The following is a 15,724-nucleotide window of genomic DNA, read 5'->3' as shown; positions in this document are numbered from 1 at the left end:
TAACAGTCGCTTGCTTCCGGCCGGTCCTCCGTCGGAAGCGCAATCCTAAGCCGCAACACCATTCGAAGGAGTTCACACATGGAAGCGGAAGCAGCAAAGTACATCGGCGCAGGTCTCGCTTGCCTCGGCATGGCCGGCACGGCTCTCGGCCTCGGCAACATCTTCGGCAGCTACCTCTCTGGCGCGCTGCGTAACCCGTCGGCTGCTGACGGCCAGTTCGGCCGCCTCGTATTCGGCTTCGCCGTTACGGAAGCTCTGGGCATCTTCTCGCTGCTCGTAGCCCTGCTCCTCCTCTTCGCCGTCTAATATCGGCTGGAGTTTCGGCCGCGACCCGTCAAAAGGTCGCGGCCGCGCATATTCTTGAGTGCACCTGGAGGTGAGCATGTTTGTGACCGCGGCTTATGCCCAGTCAACCACCACTGAAGGCGCCGAAGCACACGATGCCGCTGCGGCCGGTGAGGTGCACACCGAAACGGGTGTGGCTCACGAAGGCGAGGCTGGCTCCGGCGTGTTCCCGCCCTTCGATACGACCCATTTCGCATCGCAGCTGCTTTGGCTCGCGATCACGTTCGGCCTCTTCTATCTCCTGATGTCGAAGGTCATCATTCCGCGGATCGGCGGAATTCTGGAAACCCGTCACGATCGGATCGCTCAGGATCTCGATGAAGCGTCCCGCCTCAAGGGCGAAGCCGACGCTGCCATCGCTTCCTACGAGCAGGACCTGGCAACCGCCAAGTCCAAGGGTCACAAGATCGCCGACGACGCCCGCGAATCCGCAAAGGCCAAGGCCAATGCTGACCGCACCGCCGTCGAAGCCGACCTTGCCAAGAAGATCTCGGCTGCAGAAGACCGCATCGCCGACATCAAGGCAAAGGCACTGGCCGACGTCGGCGCCATCGCCGAGGAAACCGCAACGGCTGTCGTCAAGCAGCTGATCGGCGGAACCGTCACCAAGGCCGAGATCACCGCTGCCGTCAAGGCATCGGGTGGCAACTGAGGAGCACTGAACTATGCATCTTGATGCAACTTTCTATGCCTTCGTTGGCCTGATCCTGTTCTTCGTCCTGATTGCCTATCTCAAGGTTCCAGGCATGGTCGGCAAGGCGCTCGACGCCCGCGCCGAAAAGATCGGCAACGAGTTGACCGAAGCCAAGCGCCTGCGCGAAGAAGCTCAGGGCCTCGTCGCTGAGTACCAGCGCAAGCGCAAGGATGCGGAAGCGGAAGCTGCCGGCATCGTCGCTGCTGCCCAGCGCGAAGCCGAAATGCTGACCGCGGAAGCCAAGCAGAAGACCGAGGAATACGTCGCTCGTCGCACGGCTCTTTCGGAACAGAAGATCAAGCAGGCCGAAAGCGATGCGATCAACGCGGTTCGTTCCGCTGCCGTCGATCTCGCGATTGCCGCTGCCGAGAAGGTCGTTGCCGCCAAGGCCGACGCCGGCGCCCAGAACGATCTGTTCAAGAAGGCGCTTGGTGACGTCAAGGCGCGCCTGAACTAAGGTTCGGACATTCCGATTGAAAAAGCCCCGCATCGTGCGGGGCTTTTTTTATGCCTGTCTGTAGAGGCTGCATTGGCCCGAAGGATGAGGCGCCAAGCTCCGCCAGGATTTACGCAGGCGTCTCGCCTTCAGCTGCCGAAGCGAAGTAGTGCCAGTGTTCAAGGCCAAAGGTGGCGCACGGCAGCATGCGCGCCGCCGGATTGCTTCTGACGCGAGAAAAGCTGTTGGCGAGATATGTCGGAACCGAAACCGGAAGCGCCTGCGTGGCGCTCGCGACGCGGTTGCGCGCCGGTTAGTCGTCCTGGCGCAGTGGCCGGAAGCTCATGCGGTGCAGCGGGCAGGGGCCGTGGGTCTCAATGGCGCGACGGTGGGTCACCGTCGCATAGCCGGCATGGAGTGCAAAGCCGTAGCCGGGATGCGCAAGGTCGGCACGGGCCATCATGCGGTCGCGGGTAACCTTGGCGACGATCGAAGCAGCGGCGATCGACAGCGACCGCGCATCGCCCTTGACCACAGCCTTGGCGTGGCAGGAGAGGCCGGGCGGTACGTCACGGCCGTCGACGAGCACGAAGCGCGCGTTCGAGGGCAGGCCGGCAACGGCCCACCGCATCGCTTCGAGGCTTGCCTTGCGGATGTCGGTGGCGTCGATCGTGCCGGCCGACGCCGAGGCGATCGACACTTCGGATGTGGCGAGGATTTCTTCGAACAGTTTTTCGCGCGCCTGGGCCGTCAGCTTCTTGCTGTCGTCGAGTCCTGCGGGAATGGCGTCCGGATCGAGAATGACGGCGGCGGCAACCACCGGTCCCGCGAGCGGCCCACGACCGGCCTCATCCGCTCCGGCGACCGGCCAGAACCCATCGCCCTTGGCCGAAAGCTCGAAACTGAAATCGGGCGCTACGATGATATCGGGAAAAAGGGGAGAATCGGACGATCTGCGAGACATAAGTCTAGATCGCATGATCGACCGATTCTCTTCAAGCCCCCAGGTCCGAGTGCGGCGGCGGACGGGGGATCACCGGGGCCCACGGCGGGTAAGGGGGCACCGGAACTGCTATGTGGTCTCAGGCGCCCGCCATCGGGCTTGCCTGGCGGACAGGGCGATCATCTCTCGCCGTACGCCGATTATGAATTGCGGGACGGCTACCGAGACATCGGAAGGCCGTCAAAGAAGCGAGAGCTGCACCCCCGTTCCGAGCGGCGGCACGAAGAGATCGTCCCGCAGCTGCCGGCGCGTCGGGTTGAAGCCGAGACGCTTGACCGCCAGGTCGAAGCGGCGGCCGATCTGCCACGCATAGGGGCCGGCGCCCTTCATGCGCTTGCCGAACTCGGCGTCATAGTCCTTGCCGCCCCGCATGGAGCGGATGAGGGACATGACGTGCCGGTAGCGGTCCGGATAATTGCGCAGCAGCCAGTCGCGAAAAAGCGGGCTGACCTCGAGCGGCAGCCGCAGCAGCACATAGCTTGCTTCGGTTGCTCCGGCCGTCCTTGCGCCTTCGAGCACGCGCTCGATCTCGTGGTCGTTCAGCGCCGGAATGATCGGCGAAACGAGAACGCCGGCCGGGATTCCTGCTTCGGCAAGCATGCGGATCGCCTCCAGCCGCTTGCTCGGGGTCGAGGCCCGCGGCTCCATCGTGCGGGCCAACTTCCGGTCGAGCGTCGTGACGGAGACGCCCACGCGCACCAAGCCCTTTTCCGCCATCGGTGCCAGGATATCGATGTCTCGCGTGACCATCGCCGATTTGGTGACGATCATGACCGGATGGTTGGCGTCCCGCAGCACCTCGAGGATCTGGCGCATGATGCGCCACTCCTTCTCGATCGGCTGATAGGGGTCGGTGTTGGTGCCGATGGCAATCGGCCTAACCTTGTAGTCCTGCCGCGCCAGTTCGCGCTCCAGAAGCCGCGGTGCGTCCGGCTTGGCAAACAGCTTCGCCTCGAAATCGAGGCCGGCCGAGAGGCCCATATAGGCGTGCGTGGGCCGCGCGAAACAATAGATGCAGCCATGCTCGCAGCCACGATAGGGATTGATCGAGCGGTCAAAGGAGATATCGGGAGACTCGTTCCTGGTGATCACCGTGCGCGGCTTCTCTACCTGAACTTCGGTCTTGAAGGGCGGCAGATCCTCCAGGCTTTCCCAGCCGTCGTCGAACGTCTCGCGGCTGCGCGGTTCGAAGCGGCCGGACATGTTGATCCCGGCGCCGCGCCCGCGACGGCGATCGATATCGATCCGCAGGCCCGTTGCACTCATCATCGCTTCGGCCACATCTGCCGTATTGGCGGGCGCAAGCGCACCCTGCCTGATCTGAGACAGCTCGGTCATTGGAATCTCCCCGGAATCAGATATTTGATCCCGTTTTGTTCTGATTATTTTCGTATCGCGAATTGAGGAACAATTCAAGAACAAAAAATGGATTTTCGAATTTGCCGATCAAGGCGCCGCTGCGGGCCGTGTCCCGGATGTAGCAATTGCCGTGCCGATGCGTTACGAGAAACAATGCTCACGATCATCATGGAAACCCGCGACAACGAGGCCGAACTGGCGCAGACGCTTGCCGTGTTGGTGGCAGGCGCCGTGGAAGGCCTGGTCAGCGATGTGATCATCCTCGATCACGGCTCGAAGGACGGTTCGTCCGACGTGGCCGATGCCGCCGGATGCCGTTTCTGCCGGGATTGGGATCTCGCCGATGTGGTGGGCTCGGCGCGTGGCGAGTGGCTGATGTTGCTGGAGCCGGGCGCGCGCCCGATCGGCCGCTGGATCGATGAGTTGGCCGAGTACGTGTCGATGAACAAGGCACCGGCCCGTTTCTCCGGATCGAGACTGCATCGGAAGCCTTTCTTCCGCCGGCTGATCGGGCGTGGAAAGCCGCTGGAGACGGGATTTCTCCTGCGCAAGAACGATGCGCTTGCTGCCGCCCGTGGCAAGGCGGGCCTGGATGCCATGACGAATGTCCGCTCAGTCCGCAAGCTTTCGACCGAACTCGTTCCGGCCTGGGTCGCTGTCGAAGCCAGGCGGTAACGCCGGTTCCCGCGCGAAAAAATTAAAGGTGCCAGTCCCTTAGGGGACGGCACCTCCAAGCGGCTCTCAAATGACCTTGTTTGGAAGATTTCTGTCCGGGCAGCATTCTGGCTGCCCGTCGTATCCAACATTTCATTCCGCCTGGGGGACAGAGGCGGAAGGGTCTTGCGGTGCGAGGAACGGAACGTGCGGCGGTCGTTCCTCGCTGTGTCAACGCTTGAAAACTATCGGGAGGCGAAGCGAGCGTCAGTTACTAAGGTAACAGGTCGGCCGGGCCGGAACGGTCCATGCTCTTCAGCCGCGTTTCAGATGCTCGTCGAGCCGCGGCATGATCTCCACGAAATTGCAGGGCATGTGCCGGTAGTCGAGCTGCTGCTTGAGGATGCCGTCCCACGCATCGCGGCAGGCGCCGGGCGAACCCGGAAGGACGAATATGAAGGTGGCGTTGGCAACGCCGCCGGTTGCGCGCGACTGGATCGTCGACGTCCCGATCTTCTCGTAGGAGATACGGTGGAAGACCTCGGAGAACCCGTCCATGCGCTTTTCGAACAGGGGTTCCAGCGCCTCGGGCGTCACGTCCCGCCCGGTGAAGCCCGTCCCACCTGTCGTGATCACCACGTCGATGGTGGGATCGAGCGTCCAGGCCCTCACCTGGCCGTAGATCTTCGTCTTGTCGTCGGGAACGATGGCGCGCGCCTCAAGGCGGTGCCCGGCGTCACGCACCCGCGCTTCCAGCGTGTCCCCCGACTTGTCGTCAGCGCGCGTGCGGGTGTCTGAGACCGTAAGGATGGCGATCCCGACAGGAATGAAGGGGCGCTTTTCGTCGATGCCGGCCATGCTAATTCCCTTTGCCCACCGTCTTGCAGGCGAGAACGTACCACCCGCGGTAGGCCTCTGAAAGAGCGCGCGCTGTCGCAGTCGCGCTTGCCTCGCTGTCGAAAAGGCCGAAGCAAGTGGCGCCTGAACCGGACATGCGCGTGAGTGTCGCTCCGGCTTGCGTCAGTGCCTTGCAGACATCGCCGATCACGGGTTCAAGGCTCTCTGCCGGCGGCTGCAGATCGTTGCGCATCGTGGCGATGGCGGAAATCCACTCGGCCACAGTTCCGGCACCGTGAGGCGCAGCGAGCGGCGGGTTCGTTTTGTTGGAGAGCGTCCGAAACACGACCGGCGTCGAGACGGCGACGAGCGGATTGACCAGTACGATCGGCAGCGCGGGGAAATCGTCGATCGGCGTGATCTCCTCGCCGATGCCCTTTGCCAAGAGGGGCCTGCCGGCAAGGCACATCGGCACGTCCGCCCCGAGCCGCAGCGCGATGGCGCCGAGGCGGGAAGGTTCGAGCGTCGCGCGCCAGAGTTCGAGAAGCCCAAGAAGCGTCGCCGCAGCATCCGCCGACCCACCGCCGATGCCCGAGGCGAGCGGCAGGTTCTTTTCGAGATGCAGGTGAACCGGCCCGGCCGCGCCGGGGGCATACGCCCGCAGTTCGGTGCGCAGCAGGTCGCGCGCCTTCAGAACCAGATTGCCGCCCTCAGCGCCGGCATCCATCGGCAACGCGGCGGCAAACGCGCCCGAGACCGTGAAGCGATCCGCATCCGCCCGCGAGAGACCGATGCGGTCGCCGCGATCGGCAAAGGTGACGAGGCTTTCGAGAAGGTGGTGGCCGTCGGCGCGCTGGCCGACAACGTGAAGGGCCAGATTGATCTTGGCGGGGGCTGCGCGCGTCAGCGCGAGGCCCTCGATGTTACCGTCCGACATGGAACGATCAGGACTTCTTGTCCGGCGCCGGTGCTTCCGGGGTCACCTTCTTCGGCGCGGTTTCCTTGGCATCGGCCGAGGCGGGAACCGTTTCCTTGAGCGGCGGCAGCCCGTTCTCGATCTTCGCCTTGATCTTCGGGATCTCGGCTTCCTCGGGCTTCAGTTCGAGCGTCTGCGTCCACTGGAACACGGCCTCGAGCTTGCGGCCGACGCGCCAGTAGGCGTCGCCAAGGTGATCGTTGATCGTCGGGTCGCCGGCCATCAGTTCGGCCGCCTTCTCCAGCTCCACGACCGCGTCGTCGAAACGGTTCATGCGGAAATAGGCCCAGCCGAGAGAATCGACGATGTAGCCGTCATCCGGCTTCAGCTCGACGGCCTTGCGGATCATCTCCAGGCCTTCTTCGAGATTGATGTTCATGTCGACCCAGGAATAGCCGAGATAGTTCAGCACCTGCGGCTGGTCCGGATTGAGCTCCAGCGCCTTGCGGAAGTTCGGCTCGGCCTTGTCCCAGAGCTTCTGGCGCTCGTATGCGATACCGCGTTGGAAGAACACGGTCCAATCGCTGCGCGTCGGCACGGAGCCGATCTGCTCGACGGCGCGATCGTAGAGCTCGCCCATCTCCTTGTAGTCCTTGGCGTCGGAAAGCACGCTGCCATAGGCGAGATAGTTGCGGATGTTCTTCGGATCGACGTCGATCAGCGCCTTCAGGTGCTTCTTCGCCTCGTCGACCTTGCCGATGCTGGCGAGGCTGAGGCCAAGCTGCAGTTCCGAAACGCGCCGCATCGGCGAGGTCTCGGGAATGGCCTTGTAGAGTTCGATTGCCTCGTTCGGCTTCTTCAGGTTTTCGGCGATGCCGCCGAGCATGACCAGGATGTCGGCGCTGTCAGGGTCGAGCCGGCGCGCGGTCTGCAGGTAGAGCGAGACGATGTCTTCGGCGCCGTCGCGGTTGAGTGCGGCACCGATCGAAAACAGCACGGCCGCAGCGCCCTGGGTGGCGTTCTTGACCTGCTGTTCCTGCGGGACGCCGTTCTCGATCTCGGTCCTCAGCGCCTGCAGCGGCGTGTAGTTATTGACCATGTTTTCGCCGACGGCGACCGTGTCGAGCGCCTTCTGCTTGTTGCCTTCGCGCGCCTCGAAACGGGCGAGCGCTTCCACCGCACGCATGAAGGTGTCGGGAGCGGCACTTCCGCCCTCGCGGTCGAGAATGGCGTCGTTGAGCCTGGTGCGTGCCGTCTGCTTGTCACCCGCGGCAACCGCGATCGCGCCGGCATGGTAGTTCTTGAACACGCGGAACCATTCGGGACCATCGAGTTCCTTGATCTGGGCGAGCGCTTCCTTCGGCTTGCCCTGGCCGAATTTCGCCCAGGCAGAGAGCAGGCCGTTCATCAGCCGGTCGAGATCGTTCGGGCCCTGGTAGTTCAGAAGCTTCTGCGCGTTGCGATACTCGCGCTTGCGGATCGCTTCGATCGCGCGAATGACCGTCGTGATGCGCTCGACGGCCGGGTCGGACTTAAGCTGCTCGGCGATCTTCGCGCCTTCGTCGAACTGGCCCGCCATCAAAAGCGTGATCATCAGCCGCTGCTTGACGTCGTTGTTGTTCGGCTCGAACTGCAGCGCGATCCTGTAGAGCTCGGTGGCGGAAGCGAAGTCGCGGTCCGTATCGGCGGTGCGGGCAGCGAGAAACGCGCCGGAAAAGGTATTGACCGATTTGATGTCGAAGGGTTCGCTTTCCTCGGCGGCTGCGGCCTTCTCCTCGGCAAATGCCTGGTAGCCGCCGCTGACAGCAGCAAGAGCCAGCAGTGCTGCGCCGCTGAGGAGGCGGAGAATCGTCTTTTGCCGCATGTCAAACCTTTCGCGCCGATTGCTCGGCTTTCGCACCACTAAGGGTTGTTTCGGAGTCAGCCACATATTGCCCAACGCAACTCTTGAGGAACAGAATGGCTTTTTTGGCGCAACGCGGCAAGAAAATCCTGTCGTTCGTTCTGGCCTGCCCGGAGCCCGTCAGCTGACGCGATCGATGCAGAAGTCGATGACTTCCGTAAGCGCCGATTTCCAGGGTGACACCGGCAGCGGCGCCAGGGCGTCGCGGGCAATCGTGCCGTAGTGCTGGGCGCGCGCGATGGTGTCGCTCAAGCCGCCATAGCGCTTGATCAGGCCGAGCGCCTTGTCGAGGTTGGCGTCGCTGCTGTCGCCGCCTTCGATCGCCTCGCGCCAGAAGGCGCGGTCTTCCGCCGTCCCGCGGCGGTAGGAGAGGATCACCGGAAGGGTGATCTTGCCTTCGCGGAAGTCGTCGCCGACATTCTTGCCGAGGTCGCTCGACGAGCCGCCATAGTCGAGCACGTCGTCGACGAGCTGGAAGGCGAGGCCGAGGTTCATGCCGTAGGATTTCAGCGCGTTACGGTCGGATTTGCTGGTCTGGGCGACGATCGGGCCGACCTCGGCGGCAGCGGCAAAGAGCGCTGCGGTCTTGGCGCGAATGACCTGGAGATAGTCGTCCTCGGTCGTTTCCATGTTCTTGGCGACGGAGAGCTGCAGCACTTCCCCTTCGGCGATGACCGAAGCGGCGGTCGACAGCACGTCGAGCGCGTCGAGCGAGCCGACATCGACCATCATGCGGAAGGCCTGGCCGAGCAGGAAGTCGCCGACCAGCACGCTTGCCTGGTTTCCCCAGATCGTGCGCGCGGTGGACTTGCCGCGGCGAAGGTCGCTTTCATCGACGACGTCGTCATGGAGAAGCGTCGCCGTGTGCATGAATTCGACGCTGGTTGCGAGCTTGACGTGGGCGTCGCCCTCGTAGCCGAACATCGCAGCGGAAGCGAGTGTCAGCATCGGGCGCAGGCGCTTGCCGCCCGAGGAAATCAGGTGGTTGGCGACCTCGGGAATCATCTGGACGTCGGAGCCGGCCTTCGACAGGATGAGCTGGTTGACGCGCTCCATGTCCGCTGCTGTCAGGTCAACGAGCGGCTTTACGGACGCCTGTTTGTTTTTGCTGTCTTCCAGCGGTATCACTACGCCCACACCGGGACTCCTGTTTTCATTGTCGCTTTCGACAATAGGAAGGGGTGTCCCGTGCGGCAAGAGGCGAATTGTCCCGCTTGCTGAAATAGGACAGGAAAAACCGCCGGATGAAGGAATTGATCCGTACCAACGATGCCGTCCTGCTCTCCTTCGCCGAGAGCCTGATGAAAGACGCCGGCATCGCAAGCTTGATTGCCGATCAGGGGATGAGCATTCTCGAGGGCTCGCTTGGCCTCTTGCCCCGCCGCTTTCTGGTCGCCGAGGAAGACGCGGACGCCGCGCGCCGAATCCTGATCGACGCCGGGCTCGAGGCGGAGTTGCGATCGTGAGTTCGGCTCCGGCTCCGGCGGCCGCAACCGAGACCGTCGATGCCTTTCACCGCGGCAAGTTCCATGTCGTCCAGCCGCTCGGCCAGGGCCACCGGTCGGGCATGGACGCCATGCTGCTTGCGTCGCTCGTCGCATCGGATCGTCCCTGCCGCGTCGCGGATCTCGGCGCCGGCGCGGGCGCGGCCGGCATGGCGGTCGCTTCGCGGATCGACGAAGCGGAAGTGGTGCTGGTGGAACGCTCGCCGGTAATGGCGGAGTTTGCCCGCCGCAGCCTGACGCTCGCAGAAAATGCCCGCTTTGCGCAGCGGGTCTCGGTCGTCGAGGCCGACGTTTCGTTGACCGGCAAGGCGCGCGTCGCGACGGGTCTGGCGGATGAAAGCTTCGACCACGTGATCATGAACCCGCCCTTCAACGATGCCTCCGACCGCAAGACGCCGGATGCGCTGAAGGCCGAGGCCCATGCGATGAGCGACGGGCTGTTCGAGATCTGGGTGAAGACGGCAGGCGCGATCATGAAGCCGGGCGGGCAACTGTCGCTGATCGCCCGGCCGGAATCGATCGCCGAGATCATCGCCGCCTGTGGCCGCCGCTTTGGCGGTATCGAGATCACGGCGTTGCATCCGCGGGTGGGCGAAAACGCCGTGCGCATCCTGGTGACGGCGATCAAGCAGAGCCGCAAGCGACTGGTCTTCCGCGCGCCGCTCGTCATGCACGAGGAGGGGCATCGCTTCGCCGACCATGTCGACGACCTCAACAATGGCCGTGCCGCCTATCGCCGCCGTTGATTTACCGTATGCGGCATTGCGTTCGCCGCGTCAGTGCATACATGGCATGGAAGAGCCCCTGACGACGATCCGGGCAGGGGAGGCGAAGCGTTCCGCTTATCGCCGATGAGAAACGGTCAAGTCTATGATTCCCGGCCGTTCCGGCTCAAGATCAAGGCATGGCCCAGCAGGCAGGAGTTGAAATGAAGGCGTTCCTGAGACGGTTGTTGCCCAAGCGTTTTCGCAAGGAAGGCGTGACGATCCCCGTCGTCCGGCTCCACGGCGCGATCATGGCCGGCGGCGGTCAGTTCCGGCCGGCGCTCAACCTGGCAACGGCCGCCCCGCTTCTCGAAAAGGCCTTCGCCGTAAAGGAGGCGCCGGCGGTTGCGATCTCCGTCAATTCGCCCGGTGGCTCGCCCGTGCAGTCGCGGCTGATCTACCAGCGCATCCGTGATCTCGCCCTTGAGAAAAAAAAGCGCGTGCTGATCTTCGTCGAGGACGTCGCCGCATCCGGCGGCTACATGATCGCGCTTGCCGGCGACGAGATCATCGCCGATCCGACCTCGATCGTCGGCTCGATTGGTGTTGTCTCCGGCGGCTTCGGTTTTCCGGAACTCCTGAAGAAGATCGGCGTCGAGCGGCGTGTCTATACCGCCGGCGAAAACAAGGTGATGCTCGATCCGTTCCAGCCGGAAAAGGAAAACGATATCGCTTTCCTGAAGAACCTGCAGCTCGATATCCACGATACCTTCATCCAGATGGTCAAGGCCCGCCGCGGCCAATTGCTCGCCGACGATCCCGATATCTTCTCCGGTCTTTTCTGGACCGGCCGGCGCGGGCTGGAGCTCGGCATCATCGACGGTCTTGGCGATCTGCGCGGCGAGGTGAAGAAGCGCTATGGCGACAAGGCGCGGCTCGAACTCATCCAGCCGGTGCGCAGCCTTTTCGGCCGCCGGCAGAGCGGTGCGGCCGTCGCCGGCGCGATCGCCGCTCCATTGGCCGCTTCCGCAGCGGCGGGACTTGCCGAAGCCATCGAGGAAAGGGCATTGTGGGCCCGGTTCGGGCTTTGATGCCTGCCCGGCCTGACATGTCCTTGGAGGGAAAATGCCGCAACTCATCCTGCTCCTGATCGCAGGTTTCGTCTTCTGGCTCGGCTATCGCAAGTTCGTGGCGGATGCCCAGAAGCTGACGCGCCAGCGCGAGCGGGCGCGCCGCGAGGAGCAGACCGGGGCCCAGGGAACATTGGTAAAGGATCCGGAAACCGGCGAATACAGGCTGAAGCGCGACGGCGAGTGAGGGCGGTCTGAACGCGTCAGTGTGGCGGCGGTCTATTTGCCTGCCCGCTGCCGTAGCGCTTGACCCCTGTCATCAGGCGTGGCACCTGTCCGGCACATTTTCCAGAAGAAATCCGGACGCGATCCATGACCACTCTGCCTGATCATATGAACCCGAAGCGCTCGTTTCAGGCTCTGATCCTGACACTCCACAACTACTGGGCCGACAAGGGTTGCGCCGTGCTGCAGCCCTACGACATGGAAGTGGGTGCCGGTACCTTCCATCCGGCAACGACCCTGCGTGCGCTCGGCCCGCGTCCCTGGCGCGCGGCCTACGTCCAGCCGTCGCGTCGCCCGACCGATGGCCGCTACGGCGAAAACCCGAACCGCCTGCAGCACTACTATCAGTATCAGGTGATCCTGAAGCCGAACCCGTCCAACCTGCAGGAACTCTATCTCGGCTCGCTTGAGGCGATCGGCCTCGACCCGCTGCTGCACGATATCCGCTTCGTCGAGGACGACTGGGAGAGCCCGACGCTCGGCGCCTGGGGTCTCGGCTGGGAATGCTGGTGCGACGGCATGGAAGTGTCGCAGTTCACGTACTTCCAGCAGGTCTGCGGTATCGAATGCTCGCCGGTCTCGGGCGAACTGACCTACGGTCTCGAACGCCTGGCGATGTATGTGCAGGGCGTCGACAACGTCTACGACCTGAACTTCAACGGCCGCGAGGGTGCCGAAAAGCTCAGCTATGGCGACGTCTTCCTGCAGGCCGAACAGGAATATTCGCGCTACAATTTCGAATACGCCAATACCGCGATGCTGCATCAGCATTTCATCGACGCAGAGGCCGAGTGCCAGGCGTTGCTGGCTGCCGGCGCTCCCGGCGACCACAGCAACAACCACCTGCACAAGTGCGTCTTCCCGGCCTATGACCAGTGCATCAAGGCGAGCCACGTGTTCAATCTGCTCGATGCCCGCGGTGTGATCTCGGTCACCGAGCGCCAGAGCTACATCCTGCGCGTACGCACGCTCGCCAAGGCCTGCGGTGAAGCCTTCCTGTTGACCGACGCCGGTGGCGCGAACCTCAACCGGGACGCCGCTTGAGCGTCGAACCGTCCGGCCTTGTCGTTCATATCAACGGCTGGCCGGGCACCGGCAAACTGACGATCGCGCGCCAACTTGCCGAAAGGCTGGGCGCGCGGCTCGCCGACAATCACACGCTGATCAATCCGGCCGAGGCGCTGTTTGCGCGCGGCACGCCGCTCTACCGGTCGCTGCGCGCGGCGATCCGCGAAAGCGTGTTCGAGCACGTCGCCAAGGCGCCGGCCGAGCAATCCTTCGTCTTTACCGATGCTCTGTCCGACGATGCCGCCGATAGCCGCGCCTTCGAAGACTATGCAGCACTCGCGCAAAGACGGGGTGCGCGCTTCGTCGCGGTCGTCATCGATTGCGATCTTGAGGAAAACTTGAAGCGGCTGACGCGCGCCGGCCGGGCCAAGCAGCACAAGCTCACCGATCCCGAGGTGCTCCTCGGATTGCGGCGCGCCCACAGGCTGTTGCGCGGCAACGGCGACCTGCTGATCGAGATCGACGTCACTGCCCTAGGGGCAGATGAGGCGGCAGAAGCAATCGTGTCGCAGATCAAGGGGCGGTCGGCGGTCAGATGATCCGGGTGGCGCCGACGTCGTTCTTGCAGAACGGTTTCATCGTCGGGTAGGCGCCGGTATAGACTTGACCGGAATAGGTCTGCAGGGCGCGGCGAACTCCGGCCGGCCGTTCGGGCGAGTGAGCGCTCGCATAGGCAACGAAGAGCGCCGAAAAGGCGATCACGTTGATGAGAGTTGCGAGCGTTTTCATGGTCTTCACTTCGGTTCCGGGTTGTTCGATGAAACGACTATCGCCGATCGCCGGCGGGTCCGCCGTTACCATTGGAACAGGAATCGAGAGGTTTTCGCCTTGCGAGGCGTTGCTGCGGTGAACAGTGTGTTCACGCTGCAAGTCGCAATTGGGGAGGAGTGCGTTTCTCGGCCCGATTGCTGCAGAAAGCGCTATGAAGCTGAGAAGCGAATGCTAATCTCTGCGCGAGTTTTTTGGAGGGTGCCCTATGATCGGTCTGGCAATCGCCGTCGTCGTGATCCTGTATCTGGTTTTCGTCTATAACGGTCTCGTCAAGGCGCGGCAGATCGCCGAGGAGGCATGGTCCGGCATCGATGTGCAGTTGAAGCGCCGCGCCGATCTGATCCCGAACTTGATCGAAACGGTGAAGGGCTACGCCGCCCACGAAAAATCGACGTTCGAAGAAGTCATTGCCATGCGCAACCGCGCGCAGGCGGTGCCAGCAGGCGACGTCGAGGGGCGGGCCCAGGCGGAAGGCGCGCTCTCCCAGGCGCTCGGCAAGCTGTTTGCGCTGGCCGAAGCCTATCCGGACCTGAAGGCCAACGAGAATTTTGCCGAGCTGCAGCGCTCGCTGGAAACGATCGAGGGCGAGATCCAGATGTCCCGCCGCTACTACAACGGTGCGGCCCGTGACCTGAACGTCAAGGTCGAGAGCTTCCCGTCCAACCTGATCGCCAACGCCTTCCGCTTCGTCAAAGCCGGCTATTTCGAAATCACCAACGAGGCCGACCGCGCGGTGCCGCAGGTCAAGTTCTGACCGCCACGCTTCCCGAACATTCCTCGCCGCGGGATCCCGCCGCGGCGCCATTCGCATCAAGAGACCCATTCGATGACCTCCGATAGCATGAAAAAACTGACCATCCTTCCGACCGACCATCCGCTCCGCGGCCATGTTCGCCCGCCGGGCTCGAAGTCGATCACCAACCGGGCGCTGCTTCTGGCCGGCCTTGCAAAAGGCACGAGCCGGCTCACCGGCGCCTTGAAGAGCGACGACACCCGCTACATGGCGGAAGCCTTGCGCGCGATGGGCGTCGAGGTCAGCGAGCCGGATGAAACGACCTTCGTCGTCACCAGCACGGGCAAGTTGCTCCCGCCGGCAGCTCCCTTGTTCCTCGGCAATGCCGGAACCGCGACACGCTTCCTGACGGCGGCAGCCGCTCTCGTCGATGGCACTGTCGTGGTCGATGGCGACCAGCACATGCGCAAGCGGCCGATCAAGCCCTTGGTCGAGGCACTCGGAACGCTCGGCGTCGAAGTCACCTCCGAGACCGGCTGCCCGCCGGTCACCGTCAAGGGCACCGGCGGTTTTCCGGCCGGCCGCGTCGTCATCGATGCCGGCCTTTCGAGCCAGTATGTCTCGGCCCTGCTGATGGCGGCTCCCGGCGCAAAAGGTCCGGTCAGCATCGAGCTTGCCGGCGACGAGATCGGCGCGCGCGGTTACATCGACTTGACGGTCGCCGCCATGCGCGCCTTCGGCGCCGAAGTCGAGCAGGTGAGCCCGTCTGTCTGGCAGGTCGCGCCGACCGGCTACAAGGCAGCCGACTATGTCATCGAGCCGGACGCTTCGGCGGCCACCTATCTCTGGGCTGCGGAAGTCCTGACCGGCGGCGCCATCGATCTCGGTGTTCCGGCGGACGCCTTCTCGCAGCCGGATGCCCGCGCCCACGCGGTGATCGCAAGCTTCCCGAACCTGCCGGCCGTCATCGACGGTTCGCAGATGCAGGACGCGATCCCGACGATCGCCGTGCTTGCCGCCTTCAACAACACGCCGGTGCGCTTTGTCGGTCTCGCCAACCTGCGCGTCAAGGAATGCGACCGCGTGCGTGCCCTGTCGCTCGGCCTGACGGCGATCCGGCCGGATCTGGCGCATGAGGAAGGCGACAACCTGATCGTCTCCTCCGATCCCACGCTTGCCGGCCAGACCTTGCCTGCCTCGATCGACACCTTTGCCGACCATCGCATCGCCATGAGCTTTGCGCTTGCCGGCCTGAAGATCCACGGCATCACCATCGAAGATCCCGGCTGCGTCGCGAAAACCTATCCGGCCTATTGGGACGCGCTCGCTTCGCTGGGCGTCGAATTCAGCGGCGACCGGCCTTGATGCCGGGCGGGATGCGGGCCGCGTCCGCGGTTTCCGCGCGCATCCCGCTCTCTCACCCATAAGAATCGATCTCGTG

Annotated in this window: 19 protein-coding genes; 12 read left to right on the top strand and 7 right to left on the bottom strand. The window is 63.7% G+C overall.

Annotated elements, in window-relative coordinates; all coding sequences use genetic code 11:
* Nucleotides 1–78 precede the first annotated feature (78 nt).
* The 3 genes from JVX98_RS18145 (at nt 79) to JVX98_RS18135 (ending at nt 1,496) form a co-directional block, all read left to right on the top strand.
* The gene (locus tag JVX98_RS18145; protein ID WP_025426100.1) at nt 79–306 is read left to right on the top strand and encodes a F0F1 ATP synthase subunit C; all 228 of its coding nucleotides are present in this window, start codon (nt 79–81) and stop codon (nt 304–306) included.
* A gap of 76 nt (nt 307–382) precedes the next feature.
* Nucleotides 383–997, top strand: a complete 615-nt coding sequence (locus JVX98_RS18140; RefSeq protein ID WP_192447640.1) for a F0F1 ATP synthase subunit B — start codon at nt 383–385, stop codon at nt 995–997.
* 13 nt (nt 998–1,010) lie between these two features.
* Complete coding sequence (locus JVX98_RS18135; RefSeq protein WP_043620926.1) at nt 1,011–1,496, top strand: F0F1 ATP synthase subunit B; 486 nt, start codon at nt 1,011–1,013, stop codon at nt 1,494–1,496.
* Between the two features lie 292 nt (nt 1,497–1,788).
* Here the strand turns inward: JVX98_RS18135 and JVX98_RS18130 are convergent, their stop codons facing one another.
* Both JVX98_RS18130 and JVX98_RS18125 read right to left on the bottom strand, forming a co-directional pair.
* The gene (locus JVX98_RS18130) at nt 1,789–2,439 is read right to left on the bottom strand and encodes a ribonuclease HII (RefSeq protein WP_205239378.1); all 651 of its coding nucleotides are present in this window, start codon (nt 2,437–2,439) and stop codon (nt 1,789–1,791) included.
* 219 nt (nt 2,440–2,658) lie between these two features.
* Nucleotides 2,659–3,816, bottom strand: a complete 1,158-nt coding sequence (locus JVX98_RS18125; RefSeq protein ID WP_192447638.1) for a PA0069 family radical SAM protein — start codon at nt 3,814–3,816, stop codon at nt 2,659–2,661.
* A 174-nt stretch (nt 3,817–3,990) separates the two neighbouring features.
* Here JVX98_RS18125 and JVX98_RS18120 point away from each other — a divergent pair, with 174 nt between their 5' ends.
* Complete coding sequence (locus tag JVX98_RS18120; protein ID WP_205239377.1) at nt 3,991–4,512, top strand: glycosyl transferase; 522 nt, start codon at nt 3,991–3,993, stop codon at nt 4,510–4,512.
* Between the two features lie 294 nt (nt 4,513–4,806).
* On the opposite strand, the gene moaB is transcribed toward JVX98_RS18120, so the two are convergent.
* The 4 genes from moaB to JVX98_RS18100 form a co-directional block, all read right to left on the bottom strand.
* On the bottom strand, nt 4,807–5,349 hold the full coding sequence (moaB, locus tag JVX98_RS18115) for a molybdenum cofactor biosynthesis protein B (protein ID WP_192447636.1): 543 nt from the start codon (nt 5,347–5,349) through the stop codon (nt 4,807–4,809).
* 1 nt (nt 5,350) lies between these two features.
* Complete coding sequence (locus JVX98_RS18110; protein WP_205239376.1) at nt 5,351–6,265, bottom strand: 4-(cytidine 5'-diphospho)-2-C-methyl-D-erythritol kinase; 915 nt, start codon at nt 6,263–6,265, stop codon at nt 5,351–5,353.
* Between the two features lie 7 nt (nt 6,266–6,272).
* Entirely contained in the window at nt 6,273–8,108 is a 1,836-nt protein-coding gene (locus tag JVX98_RS18105; protein ID WP_205239375.1) for a tetratricopeptide repeat protein, read from the bottom strand.
* Nucleotides 8,109–8,267: 159 nt separating this feature from the next.
* Nucleotides 8,268–9,284 carry a polyprenyl synthetase family protein gene (locus JVX98_RS18100; RefSeq protein WP_192447633.1) on the bottom strand — a complete coding sequence of 339 codons (1,017 nt, stop codon included), beginning with the start codon at nt 9,282–9,284 and terminating at the stop codon, nt 8,268–8,270.
* Between the two features lie 107 nt (nt 9,285–9,391).
* Here JVX98_RS18100 and JVX98_RS18095 point away from each other — a divergent pair, with 107 nt between their 5' ends.
* The 6 genes from JVX98_RS18095 (at nt 9,392) to JVX98_RS18070 (ending at nt 13,318) form a co-directional block, all read left to right on the top strand.
* Nucleotides 9,392–9,613, top strand: a complete 222-nt coding sequence (locus JVX98_RS18095; RefSeq protein ID WP_043620908.1) for a DUF2007 domain-containing protein — start codon at nt 9,392–9,394, stop codon at nt 9,611–9,613.
* Nucleotides 9,610–10,398 carry a tRNA1(Val) (adenine(37)-N6)-methyltransferase gene (locus JVX98_RS18090; RefSeq protein WP_205239374.1) on the top strand — a complete coding sequence of 263 codons (789 nt, stop codon included), beginning with the start codon at nt 9,610–9,612 and terminating at the stop codon, nt 10,396–10,398. Before JVX98_RS18095 ends, JVX98_RS18090 begins: the two co-directional genes overlap by 4 nt.
* A gap of 182 nt (nt 10,399–10,580) precedes the next feature.
* Nucleotides 10,581–11,447 (top strand): S49 family peptidase, encoded by an 867-nt coding sequence (locus JVX98_RS18085; RefSeq protein WP_205239373.1) that lies wholly within the window; start codon nt 10,581–10,583, stop codon nt 11,445–11,447.
* Nucleotides 11,448–11,481: 34 nt separating this feature from the next.
* Nucleotides 11,482–11,673 carry a hypothetical protein gene (locus JVX98_RS18080; protein WP_192447629.1) on the top strand — a complete coding sequence of 64 codons (192 nt, stop codon included), beginning with the start codon at nt 11,482–11,484 and terminating at the stop codon, nt 11,671–11,673.
* 125 nt (nt 11,674–11,798) lie between these two features.
* The gene (locus tag JVX98_RS18075) at nt 11,799–12,755 is read left to right on the top strand and encodes a glycine--tRNA ligase subunit alpha (RefSeq protein WP_205239372.1); all 957 of its coding nucleotides are present in this window, start codon (nt 11,799–11,801) and stop codon (nt 12,753–12,755) included.
* Nucleotides 12,752–13,318 (top strand): AAA family ATPase, encoded by a 567-nt coding sequence (locus JVX98_RS18070; RefSeq protein WP_205239371.1) that lies wholly within the window; start codon nt 12,752–12,754, stop codon nt 13,316–13,318. Before JVX98_RS18075 ends, JVX98_RS18070 begins: the two co-directional genes overlap by 4 nt.
* Here JVX98_RS18070 and JVX98_RS18065 read toward each other — a convergent pair.
* Complete coding sequence (locus JVX98_RS18065; protein WP_043621007.1) at nt 13,311–13,508, bottom strand: hypothetical protein; 198 nt, start codon at nt 13,506–13,508, stop codon at nt 13,311–13,313. The two genes, JVX98_RS18070 and JVX98_RS18065, sit on opposite strands and share 8 nt — an antisense overlap.
* A gap of 247 nt (nt 13,509–13,755) precedes the next feature.
* On the opposite strand from JVX98_RS18065, the gene JVX98_RS18060 reads away from it, so the two are divergent.
* Both JVX98_RS18060 and JVX98_RS18055 read left to right on the top strand, forming a co-directional pair.
* Nucleotides 13,756–14,304 (top strand): LemA family protein, encoded by a 549-nt coding sequence (locus JVX98_RS18060; RefSeq protein ID WP_034801085.1) that lies wholly within the window; start codon nt 13,756–13,758, stop codon nt 14,302–14,304.
* 72 nt (nt 14,305–14,376) lie between these two features.
* Nucleotides 14,377–15,648, top strand: coding sequence for a 3-phosphoshikimate 1-carboxyvinyltransferase (locus tag JVX98_RS18055; protein WP_205239370.1), 1,272 nt, complete (start codon nt 14,377–14,379; stop codon nt 15,646–15,648).
* Nucleotides 15,649–15,724: the final 76 nt, after the last annotated feature.

The organism is Ensifer sp. PDNC004, assembly GCF_016919405.1.
Lineage (GTDB): Bacteria > Pseudomonadota > Alphaproteobacteria > Rhizobiales > Rhizobiaceae > Ensifer.
Note: the sequence above shows the minus strand (reverse complement) of the source record. Positions and strands in the feature narration are given on the sequence as shown.